General features: G+C 63.1%; 18 protein-coding genes. 5 read left to right on the top strand and 13 right to left on the bottom strand.

Features of this window, described 5'->3' with window-relative positions:
• Positions 1-19 precede the first annotated feature (19 nt).
• Entirely contained in the window at positions 20-1,963 is a 1,944-nt protein-coding gene (gene htpG, locus ACFQ95_RS12020) for a molecular chaperone HtpG (RefSeq protein ID WP_422831217.1), read from the bottom strand.
• A 341-nt stretch (positions 1,964-2,304) separates the two neighbouring features.
• Here htpG and aqpZ point away from each other — a divergent pair, with 341 nt between their 5' ends.
• Positions 2,305-3,015: an aquaporin Z gene (gene aqpZ, locus ACFQ95_RS12015; protein ID WP_422831216.1), complete on the top strand. Its 711-nt coding sequence runs from the start codon at positions 2,305-2,307 to the stop codon at positions 3,013-3,015.
• Between the two features lie 100 nt (positions 3,016-3,115).
• Here aqpZ and ACFQ95_RS12010 read toward each other — a convergent pair whose 3' ends face one another.
• Positions 3,116-4,159: an ABC transporter substrate-binding protein gene (locus ACFQ95_RS12010; protein WP_422831215.1), complete on the bottom strand. Its 1,044-nt coding sequence runs from the start codon at positions 4,157-4,159 to the stop codon at positions 3,116-3,118.
• 192 nt (positions 4,160-4,351) lie between these two features.
• Positions 4,352-5,200 carry a pseudouridine synthase gene (locus ACFQ95_RS12005; RefSeq protein WP_422831462.1) on the bottom strand — a complete coding sequence of 283 codons (849 nt, stop codon included), beginning with the start codon at positions 5,198-5,200 and terminating at the stop codon, positions 4,352-4,354.
• A 238-nt stretch (positions 5,201-5,438) separates the two neighbouring features.
• On the opposite strand from ACFQ95_RS12005, the gene ACFQ95_RS12000 reads away from it, so the two are divergent.
• Positions 5,439-5,957: a hypothetical protein gene (locus ACFQ95_RS12000; protein ID WP_422831214.1), complete on the top strand. Its 519-nt coding sequence runs from the start codon at positions 5,439-5,441 to the stop codon at positions 5,955-5,957.
• A 5-nt stretch (positions 5,958-5,962) separates the two neighbouring features.
• Positions 5,963-6,388: a hypothetical protein gene (locus ACFQ95_RS11995; protein WP_422831213.1), complete on the top strand. Its 426-nt coding sequence runs from the start codon at positions 5,963-5,965 to the stop codon at positions 6,386-6,388.
• Here the strand turns inward: ACFQ95_RS11995 and ACFQ95_RS11990 are convergent.
• From ACFQ95_RS11990 to ACFQ95_RS11960, 7 genes are all read right to left on the bottom strand, one after another.
• Positions 6,379-6,645, bottom strand: a complete 267-nt coding sequence (locus ACFQ95_RS11990; RefSeq protein WP_422831212.1) for a DUF3297 family protein — start codon at positions 6,643-6,645, stop codon at positions 6,379-6,381. The genes ACFQ95_RS11995 and ACFQ95_RS11990 overlap by 10 nt on opposite strands.
• A gap of 57 nt (positions 6,646-6,702) precedes the next feature.
• Entirely contained in the window at positions 6,703-7,401 is a 699-nt protein-coding gene (kdpE, locus tag ACFQ95_RS11985) for a two-component system response regulator KdpE (protein ID WP_422831210.1), read from the bottom strand.
• Positions 7,402-7,407: 6 nt separating this feature from the next.
• Complete coding sequence (locus ACFQ95_RS11980; protein WP_422831209.1) at positions 7,408-10,182, bottom strand: DUF4118 domain-containing protein; 2,775 nt, start codon at positions 10,180-10,182, stop codon at positions 7,408-7,410.
• A gap of 684 nt (positions 10,183-10,866) precedes the next feature.
• Positions 10,867-11,550: a potassium-transporting ATPase subunit KdpC gene (kdpC, locus tag ACFQ95_RS11975; RefSeq protein WP_422831208.1), complete on the bottom strand. Its 684-nt coding sequence runs from the start codon at positions 11,548-11,550 to the stop codon at positions 10,867-10,869.
• 12 nt (positions 11,551-11,562) lie between these two features.
• Complete coding sequence (gene kdpB, locus ACFQ95_RS11970) at positions 11,563-13,683, bottom strand: potassium-transporting ATPase subunit KdpB (RefSeq protein WP_422831206.1); 2,121 nt, start codon at positions 13,681-13,683, stop codon at positions 11,563-11,565.
• A gap of 19 nt (positions 13,684-13,702) precedes the next feature.
• Positions 13,703-15,502 carry a potassium-transporting ATPase subunit KdpA gene (gene kdpA, locus ACFQ95_RS11965; protein ID WP_422831205.1) on the bottom strand — a complete coding sequence of 600 codons (1,800 nt, stop codon included), beginning with the start codon at positions 15,500-15,502 and terminating at the stop codon, positions 13,703-13,705.
• Complete coding sequence (locus ACFQ95_RS11960) at positions 15,502-15,600, bottom strand: potassium-transporting ATPase subunit F (RefSeq protein WP_422831203.1); 99 nt, start codon at positions 15,598-15,600, stop codon at positions 15,502-15,504. Before ACFQ95_RS11960 ends, kdpA begins: the two co-directional genes overlap by 1 nt.
• Before the next feature lie 652 nt (positions 15,601-16,252).
• Here ACFQ95_RS11960 and ACFQ95_RS11955 point away from each other — a divergent pair.
• Positions 16,253-18,037 carry an IlvD/Edd family dehydratase gene (locus ACFQ95_RS11955; protein ID WP_422831201.1) on the top strand — a complete coding sequence of 595 codons (1,785 nt, stop codon included), beginning with the start codon at positions 16,253-16,255 and terminating at the stop codon, positions 18,035-18,037.
• A gap of 50 nt (positions 18,038-18,087) precedes the next feature.
• Here ACFQ95_RS11955 and gcvA read toward each other — a convergent pair whose 3' ends face one another.
• The 3 genes from gcvA to ACFQ95_RS11940 form a co-directional block, all read right to left on the bottom strand.
• On the bottom strand, positions 18,088-19,041 hold the full coding sequence (gcvA, locus tag ACFQ95_RS11950) for a transcriptional regulator GcvA (RefSeq protein WP_422831200.1): 954 nt from the start codon (positions 19,039-19,041) through the stop codon (positions 18,088-18,090).
• A gap of 245 nt (positions 19,042-19,286) precedes the next feature.
• Positions 19,287-19,727 (bottom strand): GNAT family N-acetyltransferase, encoded by a 441-nt coding sequence (locus ACFQ95_RS11945; protein WP_422831460.1) that lies wholly within the window; start codon positions 19,725-19,727, stop codon positions 19,287-19,289.
• A 110-nt stretch (positions 19,728-19,837) separates the two neighbouring features.
• On the bottom strand, positions 19,838-20,500 hold the full coding sequence (locus ACFQ95_RS11940) for a cytochrome b/b6 domain-containing protein (RefSeq protein WP_422831199.1): 663 nt from the start codon (positions 20,498-20,500) through the stop codon (positions 19,838-19,840).
• A gap of 185 nt (positions 20,501-20,685) precedes the next feature.
• Here ACFQ95_RS11940 and ACFQ95_RS11935 point away from each other — a divergent pair, with 185 nt between their 5' ends.
• Complete coding sequence (locus tag ACFQ95_RS11935; protein ID WP_422831198.1) at positions 20,686-21,141, top strand: c-type cytochrome; 456 nt, start codon at positions 20,686-20,688, stop codon at positions 21,139-21,141.
• The last annotated feature ends 26 nt before the right edge of the window (positions 21,142-21,167 follow it).

Raw genomic sequence — 21,167 nt, 5'->3', positions numbered from 1 at the left:
TGAGGTGCGTATTCTTAGCTTACACCAGCAAGGCGTTCACCCGCTTCACGTAAGCCGCTGGATCGGCCGGCATGCCGCCTTCGGCCAGCAAGGCCTGGTCAAACAGAATGTGCGCCAAATCGTTGAAGTGCACCGAGCCGTCGAGCTTTTTCACCAATGCATGTTCGGCGTTGATTTCCAGCACGGGCTTGACTTCAGGCGTGGCCTGGCCGGCTTGCTTCAGCATGCGCGCCAACTGGGCGCTCATGCCGTCGTCTTGCACCACCAGGCAGGCGGGCGAGTCGACCAGGCGGGTGGTCACACGCACGTCTTCGACCTGGTCTTTCAGCGCTTCTTTGAGCTTGGCCAGCAAAGGCTTGAAGGCTTCGGCGGCTTCTTCAGCGGCCTTCTTTTCGTCTTCGTCGAGCAGCTTGCCCAGGTCGACCGCGCCCTTGGCGACGGACTGCAGCGGCGTGCCGTCGAAGTCCTGCATGTAGTTGAGCGCCCACTCGTCCACGCGGTCGGTCATCAGCAGCACTTCAATGCCCTTCTTGCGGAAGACTTCGAGTTGCGGGCTGTTCTTGGCCGCGGCCTGGGTTTCGGCGGTGATGTAGTAGATGGCCTCCTGGCCTTCTTTCATGCGTGCCTTGTAGTCGGCAAAAGACACACTCACGGTGTCGCTGGTGCTGCTGGCAAAACGCAGCAGCTTGGCCAGGCGTTCGCGGTTGGCGAAGTCTTCGCCCAGGCCTTCTTTCAGCACCGCACCAAACTCGTTGTAGAACGTGGTGTATTTGCCCACCAATGCCTTGTCTTCGTCGCTCACCACATCGGTGACACCGTCAGCAGAGGCCTCGGGCAACTTGTCGTGTTTGGCCAGGTCTTCCAGCATGCCCAGCACACGCTTGGTGCAGCCTTCACGGATGGCTTTGACGTCGCGGCTTTCTTGCAGCAGTTCGCGGCTCACGTTCAGTGGCAGGTCGGCCGAGTCGACCACGCCCTTGATGAAGCGCAGGTAGCTGGGCAGCAGGGCTTCGGCGTCGTCCATGATGAACACGCGTTTGACGTAGAGCTTGAGGCCACCCTTGCGGTCGCGGTTCCACAAGTCCATAGGCGCCTTGGCCGGAACGTACAGCAGTTGCGTGTATTCGGTGCTGCCTTCCACACGGTTGTGCGTGTGGGCCAGCGGGTCGGCGAAGTCGTGGCTGATCTGCTTGTAGAACGCGTTGTACTCGTCGGTCGTGATGTCTTTCTTGGCGCGTGTCCACAAGGCGCTGGCCTTGTTGACGGTTTCCCACTCGTCGGTGGTGACCATTTCGCCGCCCTGGTCGTCCGTGCCTTCTTTCCATTCTTCCTTGCGCATCAGGATGGGCAGGGAGATGTGGTCCGAGTATTTGCCTATGACAGACTTGAGCTTCCAGGTGTTGAGGTATTCCTCGGCTTCGGCGCGCAGGTGCAGCGTGACGCTGGTGCCGCGCTGCGCGCGGTCAATGGTCTCGACCTCAAAGTCGCCGGTGCCACCACTGATCCAGCGCACACCTTCGCTGTGCGCCAGGCCGGCACGGCGCGATTCCACGGTGATCTTGTCGGCCACGATGAAGCCGGAGTAGAAGCCCACGCCGAACTGGCCTATGAGCTGCGCGTCCGACTTCTGGTCGCCGCTGAGCTTGGTCATGAACTCCTTGGTGCCGCTCTTGGCGATGGTGCCCAGGTTGGCAATCGCTTCGGCTTCCGACAGGCCAATGCCGTTGTCGCTGATGGTGACGGTCTTGGCGGCCTTGTCGAAGGTCACACGCACTTCCAGGTTGGGCGCGTCTTCATACAGGGCGGCGTTGTTCAGGCCTTCAAAACGCAGTTTGTCGCAGGCGTCGGACGCATTCGAGATCAGTTCGCGCAGAAAGATCTCGGGGTTGGAGTACAGCGCGTGTGTGACGAGGTGCAACAGCTGGGCGACTTCGGCCTGGAATGAATGGGTTTGCTTGGTCATGGGTGGGCGTTGAACAAATAAAGAGGGGCCGGGCGCGAGATGGCTGGAAACCAGCGCTCACGCGGCGCAACCCGCAATTATGGCCTCTTGGGCCAAGTTCAAGCACCCGTAGGCACGATGTCGCTGCAGTTGTTCAACACCAAAGGCAAGGCGCAAATCACTGTTTTTGGCAAGTCCGATTGCACTCAGTGCTGTATTTTTGCCATTGATGTATTCAATTTGCGAAGTAATTGTTGAAGATTCACCGCTGTACGACGATGATGCCCTGGGCTCTGTGAAGGCGCCTTTTGCGACGGTCTTCGTGAAGATGTGCAAGATTTTTGAAACCGAGAGGGTTTTGTATGAACAGTAATCTGAAGAAATGGTCAGCCGAATTTCTCGGCACCTTTTGGCTCACCTTTGGGGGCTGCGGCAGCGCTGTGCTGGCGGCCGTTTTTGGGGTCGAACATGCGCTTGGGATTGGCCTGTTGGGTGTGTCCCTGGCCTTCGGCTTGACGGTGGTGACGGGGGCTTATGCGTTTGGCCCCATTTCCGGTGGGCACTTCAACCCTGCGGTGTCGATTGGCCTGGCCGTGGGCAAACGTTTCTCGTTTGCCGAATTGCCGGGCTACATCATTTCGCAAGTGCTGGGCGCAATTGCGGCGGCCGGTGTTTTGTACCTGATTGCCACGGGCAAGATCAGCGGCCCGGCGCCGGTCGGTGGTTTCGCCACCAACGGTTATGGTGAACTCTCGCCTGGCAAATACAGCCTGACGGCGGTGCTGATCTGCGAAGTGGTGATGACGGCCATCTTCCTGCTGGTGATCCTGGGCTCCACGGCCAAACGTGCGGCGGGCGGTTTTGGCGGTTTGGCCATTGGCCTGTGCCTGACGCTGATCCACCTGGTGTCGATTCCAGTGTCTAACACCTCGGTGAACCCGGCGCGCAGCACGGGCCCGGCACTGTTCACGAACAACGGCGCCATCGACCAACTGTGGCTGTTCTGGCTGGCACCGATTGTTGGCGCCATCATCGGCGCCATCATCTACAACCTGCTGCTGAGCGACGACTGATGCCGGCGCGCCGGCAAAGCGCGCACAATATAGCTACGGCTTTTCAGTCGTTCTCCCAGGCCGCATGTATGCGGCCTTTTTTTTCGGCGTTTTTCGGCTTTTAACGCGGCGCGCCTTCGACCTCCTTGGTCCAGCGCTCCAGCAGGCGGCGGCGTTCCGCGGCCTTGCCGTATTTTTCAAAGTCGTACTTGATCAGCTTGACTCCGTCATTCGTCGGAATACGCGGGTCGACCTTGGCCAGCTTGTTGGCCGGTGTCTGCAAGCTGCCGGCCTTGCCACCCACCGCCTGGCCTGCGGGGCTCATCAGAAAGTCGTAGTAGGCCTTGGCGTTGGCCTGGTTGCGTGCGCCCTTCACCAGCGCAATGCCGCCGATCTCATAACCCGTGCCTTCGCAAGGGGCGACGGCCTTCACTGGAAATTTGTCGTAACGCCATTTGTCGAAGCCAAAGATGAAGCTCACGCCGATCGACACCTCGCCCTTGGCCACGTTGGGCGCCTGCGCCTGGCCGCTGCGCGTGTAGGCGATGGTGTTCTTGTGCAGCTTCTTCATGTAGTCGAAGGCCTGGTCTTCGCCCATCAACTGCACCAGGCTGGCGACGATGGTGTAGCCGGTGCCGCTGGTGCCAGGGTGTGACATCTCGACCTCGCCCTTGTATTCGGGCTTGATCAGGTCGGCCCAGCACTTGGGTTCGGGCAGCTTCTTTTTCTTCAGCAACTCGGTGTTCCAGCCTATGCCCATGGCACTGGTGTAGAAGCCGCCCACCAGGTTCTGCGACATGGCGTATTGGCGCACGCTCCAGTCGGCCAGGTCGTTGATGTAGGCTGGGCGATAGGCTTCTAGCAGGCCTTGCTCGGCAATCTGCAGAAACGGATCGCCGGTACCGCCCCACCAGATGTCGGTCTTGGGGTTGGCTGCTTCGGCACGCAGCTGCGCCGCAATTTCGCCCGTGCCTTTGTGCGCCTGGTTCACCTTGATGCCGGTGGTGCGGGTGAACTCCTGTGCGGCTGCGTCGCACCACGAGGCGTCGGTGCTGCACAGCGCGTTGACGCTGCCGCCGCTTTGGGCGTGGGCTCCCGCGCAGGCCAGCGCCAGGCTGCCGGCCAAAGCCAGGGCGGTATGTTGAAAACGGCGGCGGTTCTGCATGCGGGGCTCCTGTCCAGTGATTGCGGGTGTGTGCCGCAGCATAAGGGACGCGGAGCCTGGGGGCCAGGCTTGGTGAGGCCGCCAGGGCGGGCCAGCGTCGTGTGTGAGCAACAGACCTGCGCGCTTCAAACGTGTACGGCGCCCGCCGCCGGACGGGGATTTCAATCCGCCGTCACGGCTTAAAGTGCCAATTCAGAATTTTTCATGGGGCGCGAGGTAGCGCCATTGCCCTAGCGGCAGATTGCCCAGCATCACGTTGCCGACGCGCACACGCTTGAGCCCCACCACCTTCAGGCCCACCAGTTCACACATGCGGCGGATCTGGCGTTTTTTGCCCTCGGTCAAAACGAAGCGCAACTGCTCCGGGTTTTGCCAACTGACCTTGGCCGGTTTGAGCGCTTGCCCGTCCAGGCTCAAGCCGTGGCGCAGCCGTGCCAGCATGGCCGGCGGAAACACACTCTGCACGTCGCTGGTGACCGGGTCGTCGTCGTCAATGCGCACCAACTGCGCGTTCTGGTTGCGTGATGGCAAACCCGCGTAGGTGGCGGCAGCCGAGGTGGCCGCGGCGGGATTGGTGGTGCCGGTATAGGCCACACGCACCAGGTACTCTTTCTCCATCACCGAGTCTTCACCGATCAACTGGCGCGCGACCCGCCCGTCCTGGGTCAGCACCAGCAGGCCGGTGGAGTCTATGTCCAGGCGCCCAGCGGGGACCAGGCTTTTCAGTTGGCTGCCGTGGAAGAAGAAACGCGCGTTGTCGTCGACCCAGCGGTTTTGCGGTTGCACCAGCTTGATGGCGGGCTCGTGGCCATCTTCGGCCTGGCCGCTGACCCAACCCAAAGGCTTGTTGAGCAAAATGGTGACCTGGTTGGCCTGGTGGCCGGTGGCGGCGCGGTCGATCTGAATGCGGTCGGCGGGTGTCACTTTCACGCCCATCTCGGCGATTTGCCCGTTGACCTTGACCCAGCCCTTGGCGATCCATTCGTCAGCCTCGCGGCGCGAGCACATGTTCAGCTCGGCCATGCGTTTGTTCAGGCGCATGGGCTCGTTGGTCGAGGCCGCTGGCGGCGCCGCACGGCGAAATGGCGTGGCGCCAGTGGACGTTGGCGGTGGTGCTTTGCGTGGTGGCGCGGAAGAATCGGGAGGGGTAGGCATATCAGGCTCGCAATGCTATTTTGTTCATAGCTGGCTGCGCTAGCGGAGCAAGCGCGGGAGGCCATTTTCGCTTAAATGCCGGCGCACACAAAAGTTGCTGCCGAGATGGTGCCTAATCAGCCCTATGAGTACCCACATTTCTTCGCGCCGCCAAATCATCACCGTTGTCCTGCTGGTCTTTGCCGTCATCGGTGGCTTGATGCGCTGGCTGGCGCCGCAGCCCTCTCTCGCACGCGACATGGGCTCACTGCTGCTGGTGTTGTGGCTGCCCATCATAGGCAACATCATCGCCTGGCTGGTGGCGCGTGCGGCCAGGCCCAAGCAGGTGCAAGCTGGGTTTGCGCTGGACAGTGCCTTTGTGCCTTCGGCGCAGATCTCGCTTACGCTTTTGGCGGCGGATGTGCCTGCGGCGAGTCGCCCCATCCGATCAGGTTTGTTCCCCTGCATGCTGGTGGTGGGCCACGAGGCCTTCAGCGCCCGTTTGTGTGTGCCGGCTGGCGCCGAGCCTGTGCCCGAGGTGGCACAGACTTTGGCCGTTCAGTTTCTGCGCGCCGATCTGGCTTTGCCCAAGTTGCCCGTGGGCACCGCGTTCAAACTGCTGGAAGGGCGTAGTGTGCTGGGCACCGGCCATGTGGTGGAATAAGCTGGATGACAACACCACGTTTTTCTGCGCTGGCGCTGGCCATGCTGTATGGCCTGGCTGCGCCCGCGTTCGCACTTTCCAGCGGTGACCCCCTGGCGTTGCAGCTGGCCGCCCTGGAAGGTGCCCGCGCCGAGCGCCAAGCCTGCGCGTGGCAGTTTCCTGAGCTGAGAGAGAAAAACGAGGCCGCGTTTCGTGCCTCGCCCTACGCCAAGTGGACAAGCGAAGAACTGATACAGGCCATGGCCAGCGGCGAAGAGCAAGCCAAACAGTTGGCCGGCCTGCCGGCCTTGCGCGCCACCTACCAGAAAAGCATGGGCGAGATGCCCGCCGAGGCGCGGCGCCGCTTGTGCAGCAGCATGGCCGCGTATCTGGAAGACTTGACGCAAAAAGGCGTGAGCCTGGGGCCCAAACCTCAGGTTGATCAGAGGTAAAACGCCTCGACCTTGCCCTTGAGCTTGATCAGCAATGGGCGGCCCTTGCGGTCTACCGTCTTGCCCGCGGGCACCTTCACCCAGCCTTCGCTGATGCAGTATTCCTCCACGTCCACACGCTCTTGGCCGTTGAAGCGTATGCCGATGTCGTGTGCAAACACGGCGGCCACATGGTGCGGGCTGCGTGGGTCCACCGACAGGTGGTCGGGCAATGCGGGGCGGTCGGCTGGGGTAGCGGGGGTGGCGGCTTCGGTCATGTTGTGGAATTCGATGGAGAGAAAACCAGCGATTTTCGCGGATTTGTGAATGCCTTCTCAGCGCACCAGCCTATAGCCCACCGCCGTCTCGGTCAGCAAGTGCTTGGGCTGCGCCGCATCGGCCTCCAGCTTTTGCCGCAAGTGGCCCATGTAGACGCGCAGGTAGTGGCTTTGGTCCGCGTGTGACGGGCCCCACACCTCGCGCAGCAGCTGGCGCTGGGTGAGCACACGGCCGACGTTGGCGGCCAGCACCGACAGCAGCCGGTATTCGGTGGGCGTGAGATGCACCTCGGCACCGGCGCGGCGCACCAGCCGGGCGCTGCGGTCGATTTCTACATCGCCAAAACGGAACAGTGGTTCGGCTTCTTCAGTTGAACCATTGGTTGCCGCGCGCGGGCGGCGTTGTGTGGCGCGCACGCGGGCCAGCAGTTCGCCGGTGCCAAAGGGTTTGGTCAGATAGTCGTCGGCCCCCGCGTCGAGTGCGGCAATCTTGTCGGCCTCGTCGCTGCGCGCCGACAACACGATGATGGGCACGGCCGACCAGCCGCGCACGTCGGTGATCACACGCATGCCGTCGGCATCGGGCAGGCCGAGGTCGAGCACCAGCAGATCGGGTTTGCGGGTGCCGGCGTCGGTCAGGCCGCGCTGCGCGGTGTCGGCCTCGAACACTTGCCAGCCTTCGGCCTCCAGTGCCGCGCGCACAAAGCGGCGGATCTGCGGTTCGTCTTCGATGATGATGGCGGTGGGTTGGGACATAGGGGTCTAGAGCGGGGCTTCGACGGGCAGCGGTGGTGTGCGGCGCGGCAGCGTGATGGTGAATTCTGCGCCACCGCCATCGGCATTGTGGGCGCTGATGTGGCCACGGTGTGCATCCAGCACGGCTTTGCAAATCGCCAAGCCCAAGCCTACGCCCGGCGTGGCCGACTCCACCGCGCCGCGCGTGAACTTTTCAAACAAGGTGGCCTCGCGCCCGCGCAGCGCCTCGGGCAGGCCGGGGCCGTGGTCGCGCACGCGGATGTGCAGCGCCTCATCACCCGCGCTGGCGTGTACTTCGATTGGTGATGCGCCGTACTTGGCGGCGTTTTCCAGCAGGTTCACCAGCACACGTTCCATCAAGGCGGCGTCAAACTCCACCAGCGGCAGGTCGGCTGGAATATGTGTCTGCACGCTGCTGGCGCCGGGTACATGGCGCGCCGCACGGATGGCGCCGCCCACCAGTTCCTCGACCGACTGCCAATCGCTGCGCAAATGTACACCGCCGTTTTGCAGGCGCGCCATGTCCAGCAGGTTGGTGACGAGCGCGGCCAGCGCGTGGCCTTCAAGCGCCATGGCACGCGCGAGTTCTGCTTGCTCAAGCGGCAGCGGAGGCTGGGTTTGCTGAAGGGTTTCGGCCAGGCCAATCATTGCCGTGAGCGGTGTGCGCACGTCGTGTGACAGCGCGGCCAGCAGCGCATTGCGCAGCCGCTCGGACTCCATCTCGACCACGGCTTTCTGCGAGATGTCGACGTAGTGCACACGCTCCAGCGCAATCGCGACTTGCCGCGCCAGGGTGTCGAGTTGCTGGCGCTGCTCGGGGATCAGCAGCCAGCGTGCCTCGGCCGGCTGCAAGGCCAGCACACCGCGCAGCCGCATCGGGGCGGAAAGGGGTGTGTAGTGCCAGTTGTGGGCCGACAAGGTGGCGGTGGTCAGGCCCGCGGGCTGGTTGTTGCGCAGCGTCCATTCGGCCACGCTGAGGTCAAAACCTTGAGGCTGTGGGCTGGGCGGGATCAGCTGGTCGTGTTCATCCAAAGCCAACACCACGGCCTGGCCGCCAAAGGTGCGCTGCACGGCCGAGGCACCGAGTGTGCACACCTGCTCGGGCATCAACGCGGCCGACAACTCGCGGCTCAGTTCAAACAGCGCTTGTGCACGCCGCTCGCGGCTGCTGGCAATACGTGCCTGGAACTGCAGCCCCGCGGTGAGCTGGCCTATCAGCAAACCCACACCCAGCATCACCATGAAGGTCACGACGTATTGCACGTCGCTGACCGAGAACGACAGCTTGGGCGCGACGAAGAAGTAGTCGAACGCGGCCACGTTCAGGAACGCCGCCAGCGCAGACGGCCCACGGCCAAAACGCATGGCCACCAGCACCACACCGAGCAAGAACAACATGACGATGTTGGTCAGGTCGAAAAACGCCGCGAGAGGATTGGCCAGCGCCGTGACCAGCACACACACGGCGATGGCCCAGGCGTAGCCCTGCCAGGTGTGGGGCTTGTGCTCGGCCAGACTTTGGCGCGGCGGCACGGCGTGGCCCAGGCGGCGCGTACTGTCGGTGTGGCCGACCTCGACCACGTCCAGCGTAGGGGCGAGGGTGGCGAGTTGGCGAGCTAACGGCTGTGAAAATGGGTGGAGAGGCCAGCGTATTTGTTGCGTCCAGAACTTCCAGCCACGGTGATCCGCATCGCCGCCCGACTTGTGCCGCCCCAGCACCAGCGTGGCGCAGTTCAGGGTTTGCGCCTGCGCCACCAAAGCGGGGGCGACCTCGGGGCCGGTGAGCACGGCGCTGGTGGCGCCCAGGCTTTCAGCGAGCTGGATCACCGCCAGAATACGGTCGCGTTGTGCCTGGTCCAGCCGCTGCAGGCGTGGTGTTTCCACATACGCCGCATGCCAGTGCACATTGAGCTTGCCCGCCAGCCGTGCCGCGCTGCGCACGGTTTGCTCGGCACCGGTTTCCGGGCCGATGCAAGCGAGGATGGCGCCTGAAGAGTCCCACACCGGCAGCGTGCTCGATGGCCCACCACCGGCCTGTGCCGACTGTTCGATGCGGTAGCTGCGCACGTCGTCTTCCACATGTTCGGCGGTGCGGCGCAAGGCGATTTCGCGCAGCGCAATGAGGTTGCCTTTGCGAAAGAAGTTCTGCGCGGCGCGTGCCGCCTGCTGCGGCAGATAGACCTTGCCACTGCGCAGGCGGTGCAGCAGTTCATCCGGCGTTACGTCGACCAGAACCAACTCGTCGGCGGCGTCGAGCACGGTGTCGGGCACGGTTTCGTGCACACGAATGCCGGTGATGGCGCCCACCGTGCCGTTCAAACTTTCCAGGTGCTGCACGTTGAGCGTGGACCACACGTCTATGCCCGCGCCCAGCAGTTCTTCTATGTCTTGCCAGCGTTTTTGGTGGCGTGCGCCAGGCGTGTTGGTGTGCGCCAGTTCGTCGACCAGCAACACGTCGGGGTGGCGCGTGAGGGCGGCGTCGAGGTCGAACTCGTGCAACGTGTGGCCACGGTGCTCCATCTCCAGCCTAGGGAGTTGGTCCAGTCCCGCCAGCAGCGCAGCGGTGTCGCTGCGGCCGTGGGTTTCGAGCAGGCCGACCACCACATCGGCACCGGCTTTGCGCGCGGCGTGCGCGGCTTGCAGCATGGCGTAGGTTTTGCCAACGCCGGCGACCGCGCCGAAGTAAATGCGCAGGCGTCCGCGCTGGGCTTGGCGCTCGGCGTGCTGCAGTTGTTGGAGCAGCTGGTCGGGGGAGGGACGGGGGGCTGGGCTTGGGGCCAAGGGGGTGCCTCGTTGGATGTGGATGTTAGGTTAGCACTTGCTTGTGGGACTTCGTTTGGCTGGGGTGTTTTCTTTTGAGGGTGGAGGCCGGGAGTCGCCCGGCGGCGAGGTACTTTCTTTTGCTTCGCCAAAAGAAAGTACCCAAAGAAAAGGCGACCCCACGATCTGCGACCCTTCGCTGCGCTACGGGCGACCTGCGCTGGACTTTTTAGGCGGGGTTCCGCGCAACTCGCTGCGCTCAGACATGCCCGGAACTGATCCCGCCTAAAACGCCCAGCGCAGGCGCAGCTAGAGGGGCGGGGATGCCAAATCCCACCCGGCTCGCTGCGCATCGCGGGCCGAGCGCAGCAATGGCCCGTTGGGTATTTGCAGTTCCCCCCCTCTGAATGCGCCGAGGAGTGGAGTGCTCAGCGGATCAGGGCTGGCGTTGTCTGAGCGCAGCGAGTTTAGCCAGACCCCGCTGAGCACGAGCACCGCAGGTTGCCCTTCGCGCAGCGAAGGGACGCAGGCAGTGGGGGCGCTTTCTTTTGGTGGCTTTTGGTGTTTGCATAACTTCGCTTCGCGAAGTGAGCAAACCCCGCGTGCAAAGCACGCCTGTGCGCACAAGAAAATCGGCTTCGCCGATTTCTGCAAAAGCCACTCGCCCGCCGGGGCGAGACCCGGCCAGCAGCGCTAATCAACACCTCAAGACGCCTTGGCAGGCGCAACCTTGTCGAGCGCCAGATTCAAAGCCAACACATTCACCCTAGCCTCCCCAAAAAACCCCAACCAAGGCGTCTCGGTGTGCTCCGAAACCAGTGCCTGCACCTGCCCCACTGGCACTCCGCGCACACGTGCAATCCGTGGCGCCTGGTACAACGCAGCCGCCGGCGTGATGTGTGGATCCAGCCCACTGCCAGACGCCGTCACCAGGTCCACCGGCACCACCTGCGTGTTGCCCGGATCGGCCGCACGCAGCGCCTCCACACGGGCCTTGACGGCATCGGCCAGCGCCGGATTCAGCGGCCCCATGTTCGAGCCGCTCGATGCCTGCGCGTTGTTGGCCATGGGCGACGTGGCCGAAGGGCGGCCCCAGAAGTGGCCGGGGTCGGTGAAGTTTTGGCCTATGAGTTCCGAGCCCACCAGCTTGCCACCCGCCTGCACCAGGCTGCCATTCGCCTGTGCTGGAAAGACCGCCTGTGCCACACCCGTCACGAGTACCGGGTAGGCCACGCCGGTGACCAGGGTCAGCGCCATCAGCAGCACCAAGGCCGGGCGCACGATGCCGGCTTTGGCCGTGTTAGTGGTCTTCGCCTTAGTGCTTGCTGTTGTTGCCGTGGTGGCGGGCCGTTCAGCCGGGCGGCTCGCAGGAATAGATAAACGAGACATGACAAACACTCCTCAAACAAGACCGGTCACGGTCAACAACAGATCAATCGCCTTGATGCCAATAAAAGGCACCAGCAAACCGCCCAGGCCGTAAATGGCCAGGTTGCGGCGCAGCAGGGCGGCCGCACCAATGGCTTGGTAACGCACGCCTTTGAGGGCCAGCGGGATCAGGAAAATGATGATCAGTGCGTTGAAGATCACCGCCGACAAGATGGCCGACGACGGGCTGTTCAGCGCCATCACGTTCAGCGCGCCGAGCTGCGGATAGGTCGACACAAAAATCGCCGGAATGATGGCGAAGTACTTGGCCACGTCGTTGGCAATCGAGAACGTGGTCAGCGAGCCGCGCGTCATCAGCAAGGCCTTGCCGGTCTCCACCACTTCGAGCAGCTTGGTCGGGTTGGAATCCAGGTCGACCATGTTGCCGGCTTCCTTGGCGGCTTGGGTGCCGCTGTTCATCGCCACGGCCACGTCGGCTTGCGCCAGGGCGGGGGCGTCGTTGGTGCCGTCGCCGGTCATGGCCACCAGATGGCCGTCGCTTTGGTATTGGCGTATCAGGCGCAGCTTGTCTTCGGGCGTGGCTTCGGCCAGGAAGTCGTCGACACCGGCCTCGGCGGCGATGGCGGCGGCGGTGAGTTTGTTGTCGCCGGTGATCATCACGGTCTTGATGCCCATGCGGCGCAGTTCAACAAAGCGCTGCTTGATGCCGCTCTTCACCACGTCTTTGAGCTCGACAATGCCCAGCACCTTGCTGCCTTCACACACGGCCAGTGGTGTGCTGCCACGGCGTGCAACTTCGTCGGCGTGGCGCGCAACCTCGGTTGGCCAGTGGCCGCCTTGTTGCATCACGTGTTGGCGCACGGCGTCGACCGCGCCTTTGCGCAGCGAGCGTATGGTCTGCAGCGAACCTTCCACACCTGGCACATCGGCGCCGCTCATGCGGGTTTGCGCGGTGAAGGGGATTACGACCGTGCCGGCATCCGCCGTGGCGGTCTGGCCGTTTTTTTGCGCCAAGGTCACGATGCTGCGGCCCTCGGGCGTTTCGTCGGCCAGCGAGGCTTGCAGCGCGCAGGCACTCAGGCGCGCCAGCGACACGCCGGGGGCGGGCAGGAAAGCGCTGGCCTGGCGGTTGCCGTGGGTGATGGTGCCGGTCTTGTCGAGCAGCAACACGTCCACGTCGCCCGCCGCTTCTACCGCGCGGCCCGAGGTGGCGATCACGTTGGCCTGCATCATGCGGCTCATGCCGGCCACACCCACGGCCGACAACAAGCCGCCTATGGTGGTGGGGATCAAACACACCAGCAGGGCCACCAGGGCGGTCATGCTGACCACGCTGCCGGCTTGTGCGGCGTCCACACTGAAGGCCGAGAACGGCAGCAGCGTGACGGTGACCACCAGGAACACAATCGTCAGTGCCACCAGCAGAATCGTCAGCGCGATTTCGTTGGGTGTCTTCTGGCGCTTGGCGCCTTCGACCATGCTGATCATGCGGTCGAGAAACGACTCGCCGGGGTTGACGCTGATGCGCACCACCAGCCAGTCGGACAACACCGTGGTGCCGCCGGTCACGGCCGAGAAGTCGCCGCCCGACTCACGCACCACGGGGGCCGATTCGCCGGTGATGGCGCTTTCATCGACCGAGGCCACGCCTTCTATCACTTCGCCGTCCAGCGGCACCATGTCGCCCGCGCTGACCAGCACCACGTCGCCCTTGCGAAGGTTGGTCGCGGGCTCTGGCAGCCACTTGGCCAAGTGCATATTGGTGGAAGGGTGTTCGTGCAGCTTCTTCGCCCAGCTGCTGGTTTTCAGGCCACGCAACGAGGCGGCTTGCGCCTTGCTGCGGCCTTCGGCCAGGGCTTCGGCAAAGTTGGCGAAGAGCACGGTGAACCACAGCCACACGGTCACGCCTAAGATGAAGCCCGCGTTGGGCGCGTCGGCTGAGTTTGGCATCTGCAACGCATAGACCCACAGCAGCGTGGTCAGGATGCTGCCGACATAGACGACAAACATCACCGGGTTGCGCCGTTGCACATTGGGGCTGAGCTTGGTGAGCGATGCCCACAGCGCAGGCTTGAGCAGCGCAGGCTTGAGCAACGCGGCGGCCCAAGGGCTGGTTTTAGTTGTTGATTGCATCAATTTCTCCCGTGGCGACTCAGTGCGCCGTCCACAACATCAGGTGTTCCACCACCGGGCCAAGCGCCAGTGCCGGCACATAGTTCAGCAAACCGACCAGCAGCACCGTGCCCACCAGCAGCGTGACAAACAGCGGGCCGTGGGTCGGCAAGGTGCCCGGCGTGACCGGCAGCCGCGGCTTGGCGGCCAGCGCACCGGCAATCGCCAGCACCGGCACGATCACACCAAAGCGGCCAAGCCACATCACCACACCCAGCAGCGCGTTGTAGAACGGTGTGTTGGCCGAGAGTCCGGCGAAGGCGCTGCCGTTGTTGTTGCCGGCCGAGGTCAAGGCGTACAGGATTTCGCTGAAGCCGTGGGCGCCGGGATTGGCAATGCCGGCGCGGCCCGCCTCGGTCGACACGGCAATCGCCGTGCCCAGCAACACCACCAGCGGCGTGACCAGGATGGTGATGGAGGTGCGCTTCATCTCGCGCACTTCTATCTTCTTGCCCAGGTATTCCGGCGTGCGGCCAATCATCAGGCCGGCGATGAACACCGCCAGAATGGCAAACACCAACATGCCGTACAGGCCCGTGCCCACGCCGCCAAACACCACCTCGCCCAATTGCATCATCACCAGCGGCACCATGCCGCCCAGGGGGGTGAAGGAGTCGTGCATGGCGTTGACCGCGCCGCACGAAGCGGCGGTGGTGATCACCGCAAACAGGCTGCTGGCGTTGATGCCAAAACGCACCTCTTTGCCTTCCATGTTGCCGCCGGCCTGGGCGGCACTGGCCAACTGGTCGACACCCAGCGACGTGAGCAAGGGGTTGCCGGCTTGTTCGGCCGGTGTGGCGATGAGCACACCCACCACAAACATCACACCCATGGCGGCCAGCAGCACCCAGCCCTGGCGCTTATCGCCCACGGCGCTGCCGAAGGTGAAACACAGCGCGGCCGGAATCAGGAAGATCGTCAGCATCTGCAAGAAGTTGCTGAGCGCGTTGGGGTTCTCGTATGGGTGTGCCGAGTTGGCGTTGAAGAAGCCACCACCGTTGGTGCCCAGAAACTTGATGGCCACCTGTGAGGCCACCGGGCCCATGGCCAGGGTTTGCGTGGTGGTGCTGGCGTCCACCATCTCGGGTTTGCCTTGTGTATCGAGCACGGGCTGGCCATCGGCACCGGTTTTGGGCAACTGGTAGGCGGTGGACTCCAGCGTGGTCACGGTTTCATAGGGGCTGAAGTTCTGCACCACGCCGCTGGCCGCAAAGCACAGCGCGAACACCAGCGACAGTGGCAGCAGCAGCCACAAGGTGATACGTGTCAGGTCGACCCACAGGTTGCCCAGGCCATGGCTGGCGCGCGCGGCAAAGCCGCGAATCAACACAAAGGCTACAGCAATGCCCGAGGCGGCCGAGACGAAGTTCTGCACCGTGAACCCAAGCATTTGTGTGAGGTAACTCATGGTCGCCTCGCCGCTGTAGCCCTGCCAGTTGGTGTTGGTGACAAAGCTGACGGCCGAGTTGAAGGCCGAGTCGGGCGACACGCCAGGCATGCCGGCAGGGTTCAGCGGCAGCACACCTTGTATGCGCTGCAACGCGTAGACAAACAGCGTGCCCAGCACGCTGAACACCAGCAACGCCAGCGCGTAGGTTTTCCAGCCCATGCTATGGGCGGGGTCTACACCGGCCAGGCGGAACAGCGGGGCTTCGATACGTTGCACCCAGCGCGGCACACGCCCGTCGAGCAGGGTTTTGAGCCACAGGCCTACGGGCCAGGCGGCGGCCAGCAACACAACCGAGAAAAAGGCCAGAAGCAGCCAGGCAGAGGTGTTCATCAAAACTCCTCGGCGCAGATCAGCGCGTAGACCAGATAGGCCAGCAGCAGGATGGCGCACAGGCCGCCGAAGCCGTACAAAACTTCGAGGTGAATCATGATTGGCCTCCGCTGCTATGAGAGTGGGGAGGGAGCTTTTCCAAGGCCATGGCGCCACACGCCAACAAGGCCCACAGGGCCACGATGGCCCCAATCCAGACGACGTCCATAGACGCCTCACTTTCTTAAAACTTAACGTTGAGAGCCTGTTAACGCTCTAGTGAAGGTCGCGTTGAGGTGCAATCGGGATGAGTTGGTTGTCAGAGACCGCAGCATGGGCTCCCTGCCCATGCAAGGGCTATGGCAGACAAATCGCCCGATTGCGCCCAACCCGTAGGGCAAATGGTTCTTCGGACGAGCTGCGTCGTTGCCAAACCAGCCAAGGCAGAAGCCTTGGCTTGGGTTTGACGCCTCGCATCTCATTCCGAACCACCATTTGCGCGGCCTCCACTAGAGCGTTAACAGGCTCTCTAGCGTAGGTCTGGGGGTATAAAAGCGGCGCAGAGACTGCGCGGGAGCGTGTAAAAAAAATATAAAAATTAACGTTAACGCTGCGGGTCTTGGGCTGCACAATATTCCTGTGAACGCATCGAGCCCGAGCACTTGGCCGTCATGACGCAGTTTCTCCCTTTGCGCTTTTGATCACGCCTGTTGGAGCTCTGGCAGAGACAACTTTGTGGACGCCGCTTGGTTCGGCGAATAGGAATAAAAAATGACAGATGACGCCCGCCCGGTTCGCCGGTTTCGCTCGCAAGACTGGTTCGACAACCCCGACCACATCGACCTGACCGCGCTCTACCTGGAGCGCTTCATGAACTACGGCATCACCCCGGCCGAGCTGCGCTCGGGCCGGCCCATCATTGGCATTGCGCAATCGGGCAGCGACCTGAACCCCTGCAACCGTGTGCACCTGGAGCTGGCCAAGCGGGTGCGCGAGGGCATTCGTGATGCCGGTGGCATTGCGATGGAGTTTCCGGTGCACCCCACGTTCGAGAATTGCCGGCGCCCCACGGCGGCGATTGACCGCAACCTGGCCTATATGGGCCTGGTGGAAATTCTGCATGGCTATCCGCTGGATGCGGTGGTGTTGACCACCGGCTGCGACAAATCCACACCGTCGCAAGTGATGGCGGCGGCCACCATGGACCTGCCTGCCATGGTGTTGTCGGGCGGGCCTATGCTGGACGGCTGGTTCGAAGGCGAACTGGTGGGCTCGGGTGCGGCCATCTGGAAGAGCCGCAAGCTGTTGGCCGCGGGCAAGATCAACGAGGCCAAGTTCCTCGACATCGCCACCGCCTCGGCGCCGTCGGTGGGCCACTGCAACACCATGGGCACGGCGTCCACCATGAACGCCATCGCCGAAGTGCTGGGCCTTTCGTTGACCGGCTGTGCAGCCATTCCCGCGCCCTACCGCGAACGCGGGCAGATCGCCTATGAAACCGGCAGACGCATTGTGGCGCTGGCGATGGAGGACATTCGGCCCTCATCCATCTTGACGCGCGATGCGTTTCTGGACGCGATTGTGGTCAACGCCGCGATTGGCGGCTCGACCAATGCACAGCCGCATTTGATGGCCATGGCGCGGCATGCCGGTGTGGAGTTGCACCCCAGCGATTGGACCGAGTTTGGTTTCAACGTGCCGCTGTTGCTGAATATGCAGCCGGCCGGCAAATACCTGGGCGAAGCCTTCCATCGCGCGGGTGGTGTGCCGGCGGTGATGTGTGAGCTGGAACGTGTGGGGCTGTTGCGCAGCGCGCGCCCCACGGTCACGGGCAAGACCATGCGTGAGAACCTGGAAGGGCGCGAAGCCAATAACCGCGAGGTGATTTGCACGTTTGAGCAACCGCTGAAAATACAGGCCGGTTTTATGGTGCTCAGCGGCAACCTGTTCGACTTTGCGATCATGAAGACCAGTGTGATCTCCGACGAGTTCCGCGCCCGCTACTTGAGCCAGCCCGGCCGCGAGAACCAGTTTGACTGCCGCGCCATCGTGTTTGAAGACTCGGACGACTACCACGCACGCATCAACGACCCGGCGTTAAACATCGACGAAAACTGCATTCTGGTGATCCGTGGCGCCGGCCCCGTGGGTTGGCCGGGCTCGGCCGAAGTGGTGAACATGCAGCCGCCAGATGCATTGCTCAAGCGTGGCATCAGCAGCTTGCCTACGCTGGGTGACGGGCGCCAGTCTGGCACGTCAGACAGTCCCTCCATCCTGAATGCCTCACCCGAAAGCGCCGTGGGCGGTGGCCTGGCCTTGCTGCGCACCGGTGACATCATTCGAGTGGACTTGACCACCGGCCGTTGCGACATGCTGGTGGCGGACGAGGTTCTCGCGGCCCGCAAAGCCGAGCCGCCGATTGCCATTCGCCCCAGCCAAACCCCGTGGCAGGAAATCTACCGCTCTACCGTGGGGCAGTTGCAGTCGGGTGCCTGCATGGAGCTGGCGGTGAAGTACCGTGGTGTGGCAAATACCCCGCCGCGCCACAACCATTGAGGCCACTGAGACCACTGAGCGCCTGGCTTTTGACGCCTGCTGCCAGGTGATCAACGCGTGGCCAGCCATTCGCAGAACGCCACTGCTTCGGGCCGCTGCGCCGCCTGCGGCGACAAGATCCAGTGGTAGCTTTTTTTGTCGGTGACGCGCTCCGCAAACGGCATGACCAGCAGGCCGCTGGCCAGTTCGTCTGCGAGGAAATGCGGGTTGCCCAGGCCTATGCCCAGGCCTTGGATGGCGCCCTGCACGGCCAGGTGGATGTGGTCGAACACCAGTTCATTTTTGCCCCGCAGGTGCTGGACTTGGGCGTCCGCCAGCCAGTCCGGCCAGGCCTGCGGATTGGAGCGGCTGTGCAGCAAGGTGTAGTGGGCCAGATCGGCCGGGGTCTTGGGTCCGGGTGTGTTGGCCGCGAGCCAGGCCGGGCTGCACACGGGCGTGAGTTGATCCGGTAGAAACGCGCCGCAGAGCACGCCGCGCCACGCGGGCCGGCTTTGGGTTTTGTGTAGTTCATCCGGCGTGAAGCAGCGAATCGAAATGTCGAACGCGGCGGGGTCGAACTCGGTGAGGCTGGCGGTGGTGACCAACTGCACGTCGACCGTGGGCACCTGCGCGCAGAACGCCGACAGCCTGGGGATCAGCCATTGCGAGGCCAGTGTGGAGGTGGAGTTGACGCTGAGGGTATGGCGCCGCGTCAAACGCTCCAGCCGCGCCGTGGCTTGCGCCATGCGTTCAAAAGCATCGCTCAAACCCGGCAGGTAGGCCGCGCCCAGATCGGTCAGGGCCAGCTTGCGGCCCACGCGCTGCACCAGCGTCACGCCCAGCCAGGCTTCCAGGGCTTTGATCTGGTGGCTCACGGCGCTTTGCGTCACGCTCAACTCTTGCGCCGCACGTGTCACGCTTTCCAGCCGCGCGGCGGCTTCAAACGCACGCAGCATGTTCAGCGGCGGCAGGCGGCGGTTAGGCGTGGCGGTGATGTCAGGTGTTTTGGAATGAATAGAACTCATGATTCAGCAAGAATTCGTCGATATTCATAAAGCCGTGCCGCAAATAGCATCTACGGCATGCGACATCAATCCGAAAAGAGTTTTATAGATTTTCTCATCATTTGCCAAGTCGGTGACGTTGGCACTGTGCGCGCACCGGCACCACAGCGGCGGCGCAGCCGTGTGGCCGTTTGGCAGCGTGTTTTACGCCGGGTGTGGAATCGTCAAAAGGCTGTGAGCCTGGCTGTGCGCCAGGCCCGCGCTATCTAGATCTCGGCCTTGAGGTAATGCGCCCCGGCAATCGGGTTGTGATAGTAGGGCGGGATGTCGACGAAGCCCAGGTCGTCGTATAACGCGCGCGCGGCTTCCATGTCGTCCAGGGTGTCGAGCAGCACGCGGTCGTAGCCGTTGGCGCGGGCCTGGTCCATGATGGCTTCGGCCAACTGGCGGCCCAGGCCGCTGCCACGAAAGGCCTGGCGCACGTACAGGCGTTTCATCTCGCAGGCGTTGGGGTAGTCCACGTCGTCCAGCGGGCGCAGTGCCACACAACCGGCTACCGCGCCGTCCACCAAGGCCAGCAGCAAGGCGCCGCGCGGGGCGTCGTATTCACCGGGCAGGTTGGCAAGTTCTTCGTCGAAGGATTGAAAACACAGGTCTACCGCCAGTTGCGCCGCATATTCCTTGAAGATGGCGCGTGTGGCCGCCATTTCTTCAGCGGATGCGGGGGTGTGGAAGGTGACGGACGGGGTATTCAAAACAACAAAGCGCCTATGCCGGGAAAAAACGGTTTTAGTTTAGCCCAGCGCTTTGCCGTGTTTCAACCGCCCAGGCTCACGAGCCAGGCTGTGCCTGCGGCGCACAAGCCGATGAGCACCACGGCGGCGATACGCATCACAGCGTCGTCGCGCGACGATTGCTCGGGGTGGTCGAGCACCTTGTCGCCCACCAGCATGGGTTTGACCAGCTGCTTCTTGCGCCACACGTAGAACGCAATGGCCACCAGGTGCAGCACCACCAGACCAATCACCAGCCACTGGCCCACGGCCTTGTGGTACCAGGTGGCCAGGCTTACGCTGGCGTTGGGCACAAAACGCGTCAGCGGGCCGGCAAACGAAATTTCATCGTCGCTGATCAGGCCGCTGCCCACCTGCACCGCCAGCACCAGCAGCAACGCAAACACCGAGCCTGCACCCAGTGGCGTGTGGCCCACCGAATGCGCCGGCTCACCCTGGCCGCGTAGGTAGCGCAGCAGCGATGCGGGTGAGTAGATGAAGTTGATGAAACGCGACCAGTGGCCGCCCACCAGGCCCCAGACCAGGCGGAACGCCAGCAGTGCCAGCACCGCATAACCCAGGCGGAAGTGCCAGTTCATGGCGTCGCCGCCGACCTTGGCGGTGACCACCAGGCCGATGACGCAGGCGGCCAAAGACCAATGAAACAGACGGGTGGGCAAGTCCCACACTCGGACGAGGTATTGCATCGTGGAGATTTCCTTGTAATTTGGCAGTTACTTTGGCACGCATGTTGCCTCAAATACAGGTAAATTGCGCGGTGCGCGCAGTGTCCCAGGCCGTTGCTTTGCTTTAGCTCGGCTGCAGAACTTTTAACGATAAAGACACTCCGTACCGTTAGTCTAAAAAATCAACCACCCACGAAAGACAGCCTATGAAGACTCTTGCCTCGTTTGTATTGGCCGCCGCCGCAGTGGCCGCAAGCGCGCCAGCCTCGGCCCAGTTTGCCAAGCCAGAAGACGCCATCAAATACCGCCAAAGCGCGCTGTTTGTGATGGCCCAACACTTCGGCCGCGTGGGCGCCATGGCCAACGGCCGCACGCCTTATGACGCCAAGGTGGCGCAAGAGAACGCCGACATCGTGGCCGAAATGGCCAAGCTGCCATGGGCGGCTTTTGGCCCCGGTACCGACAAGGCGGCCAAGACCGGTGCCAAGCCCGAAATCTGGACCGAACAGGCCAAGTTCAAGGAACACAGCGACAAGCTGATCGCCGAGACCACCAAGCTCGCGGCTGCCGCCAAGATGGGCAACGTGGATGCCCTGAAGGCCGCCTTCGGCCCCACGGCCGCCAGCTGCAAGGCTTGCCACGATAACTTCCGCACGCAATAAACCAGCGCGCCTTGGGCGCACAAAAG

It is taken from the genome of Variovorax sp. HJSM1_2, assembly GCF_049316285.1.
Lineage (GTDB): Bacteria > Pseudomonadota > Gammaproteobacteria > Burkholderiales > Burkholderiaceae_C > Rhodoferax_B.
Note: the sequence above shows the minus strand (reverse complement) of the source record. Positions and strands in the feature narration are given on the sequence as shown.

What these genes read in the sequence shown, in the direction of transcription:
- ACFQ95_RS11955 (WP_422831201.1), top strand. Translation starts at nt 16,253, where the DNA reads ATGACAGATGACGCCCGCCCGGTTCGCCGGTTTCGCTCGCAAGACTGG.
- ACFQ95_RS11940 (WP_422831199.1), bottom strand. Translation starts at nt 20,500, where the DNA reads ATGCAATACCTCGTCCGAGTGTGGGACTTGCCCACCCGTCTGTTTCAT.
- kdpB (WP_422831206.1), bottom strand. Translation starts at nt 13,683, where the DNA reads ATGCAATCAACAACTAAAACCAGCCCTTGGGCCGCCGCGTTGCTCAAG.
- ACFQ95_RS11990 (WP_422831212.1), bottom strand. Translation starts at nt 6,645, where the DNA reads ATGACCGAAGCCGCCACCCCCGCTACCCCAGCCGACCGCCCCGCATTG.
- ACFQ95_RS11960 (WP_422831203.1), bottom strand. Translation starts at nt 15,600, where the DNA reads ATGATTCACCTCGAAGTTTTGTACGGCTTCGGCGGCCTGTGCGCCATC.
- kdpE (WP_422831210.1), bottom strand. Translation starts at nt 7,401, where the DNA reads ATGTCCCAACCCACCGCCATCATCATCGAAGACGAACCGCAGATCCGC.
- ACFQ95_RS11995 (WP_422831213.1), top strand. Translation starts at nt 5,963, where the DNA reads ATGACAACACCACGTTTTTCTGCGCTGGCGCTGGCCATGCTGTATGGC.
- ACFQ95_RS11945 (WP_422831460.1), bottom strand. Translation starts at nt 19,727, where the DNA reads ATGGCGGCCACACGCGCCATCTTCAAGGAATATGCGGCGCAACTGGCG.
- ACFQ95_RS11935 (WP_422831198.1), top strand. Translation starts at nt 20,686, where the DNA reads ATGAAGACTCTTGCCTCGTTTGTATTGGCCGCCGCCGCAGTGGCCGCA.
- gcvA (WP_422831200.1), bottom strand. Translation starts at nt 19,041, where the DNA reads ATGAGTTCTATTCATTCCAAAACACCTGACATCACCGCCACGCCTAAC.
- ACFQ95_RS12010 (WP_422831215.1), bottom strand. Translation starts at nt 4,159, where the DNA reads ATGCAGAACCGCCGCCGTTTTCAACATACCGCCCTGGCTTTGGCCGGC.
- ACFQ95_RS12000 (WP_422831214.1), top strand. Translation starts at nt 5,439, where the DNA reads ATGAGTACCCACATTTCTTCGCGCCGCCAAATCATCACCGTTGTCCTG.
- kdpC (WP_422831208.1), bottom strand. Translation starts at nt 11,550, where the DNA reads ATGTCTCGTTTATCTATTCCTGCGAGCCGCCCGGCTGAACGGCCCGCC.
- kdpA (WP_422831205.1), bottom strand. Translation starts at nt 15,502, where the DNA reads ATGAACACCTCTGCCTGGCTGCTTCTGGCCTTTTTCTCGGTTGTGTTG.
- aqpZ (WP_422831216.1), top strand. Translation starts at nt 2,305, where the DNA reads ATGAACAGTAATCTGAAGAAATGGTCAGCCGAATTTCTCGGCACCTTT.
- htpG (WP_422831217.1), bottom strand. Translation starts at nt 1,963, where the DNA reads ATGACCAAGCAAACCCATTCATTCCAGGCCGAAGTCGCCCAGCTGTTG.
- ACFQ95_RS12005 (WP_422831462.1), bottom strand. Translation starts at nt 5,200, where the DNA reads ATGCGCCTGAACAAACGCATGGCCGAGCTGAACATGTGCTCGCGCCGC.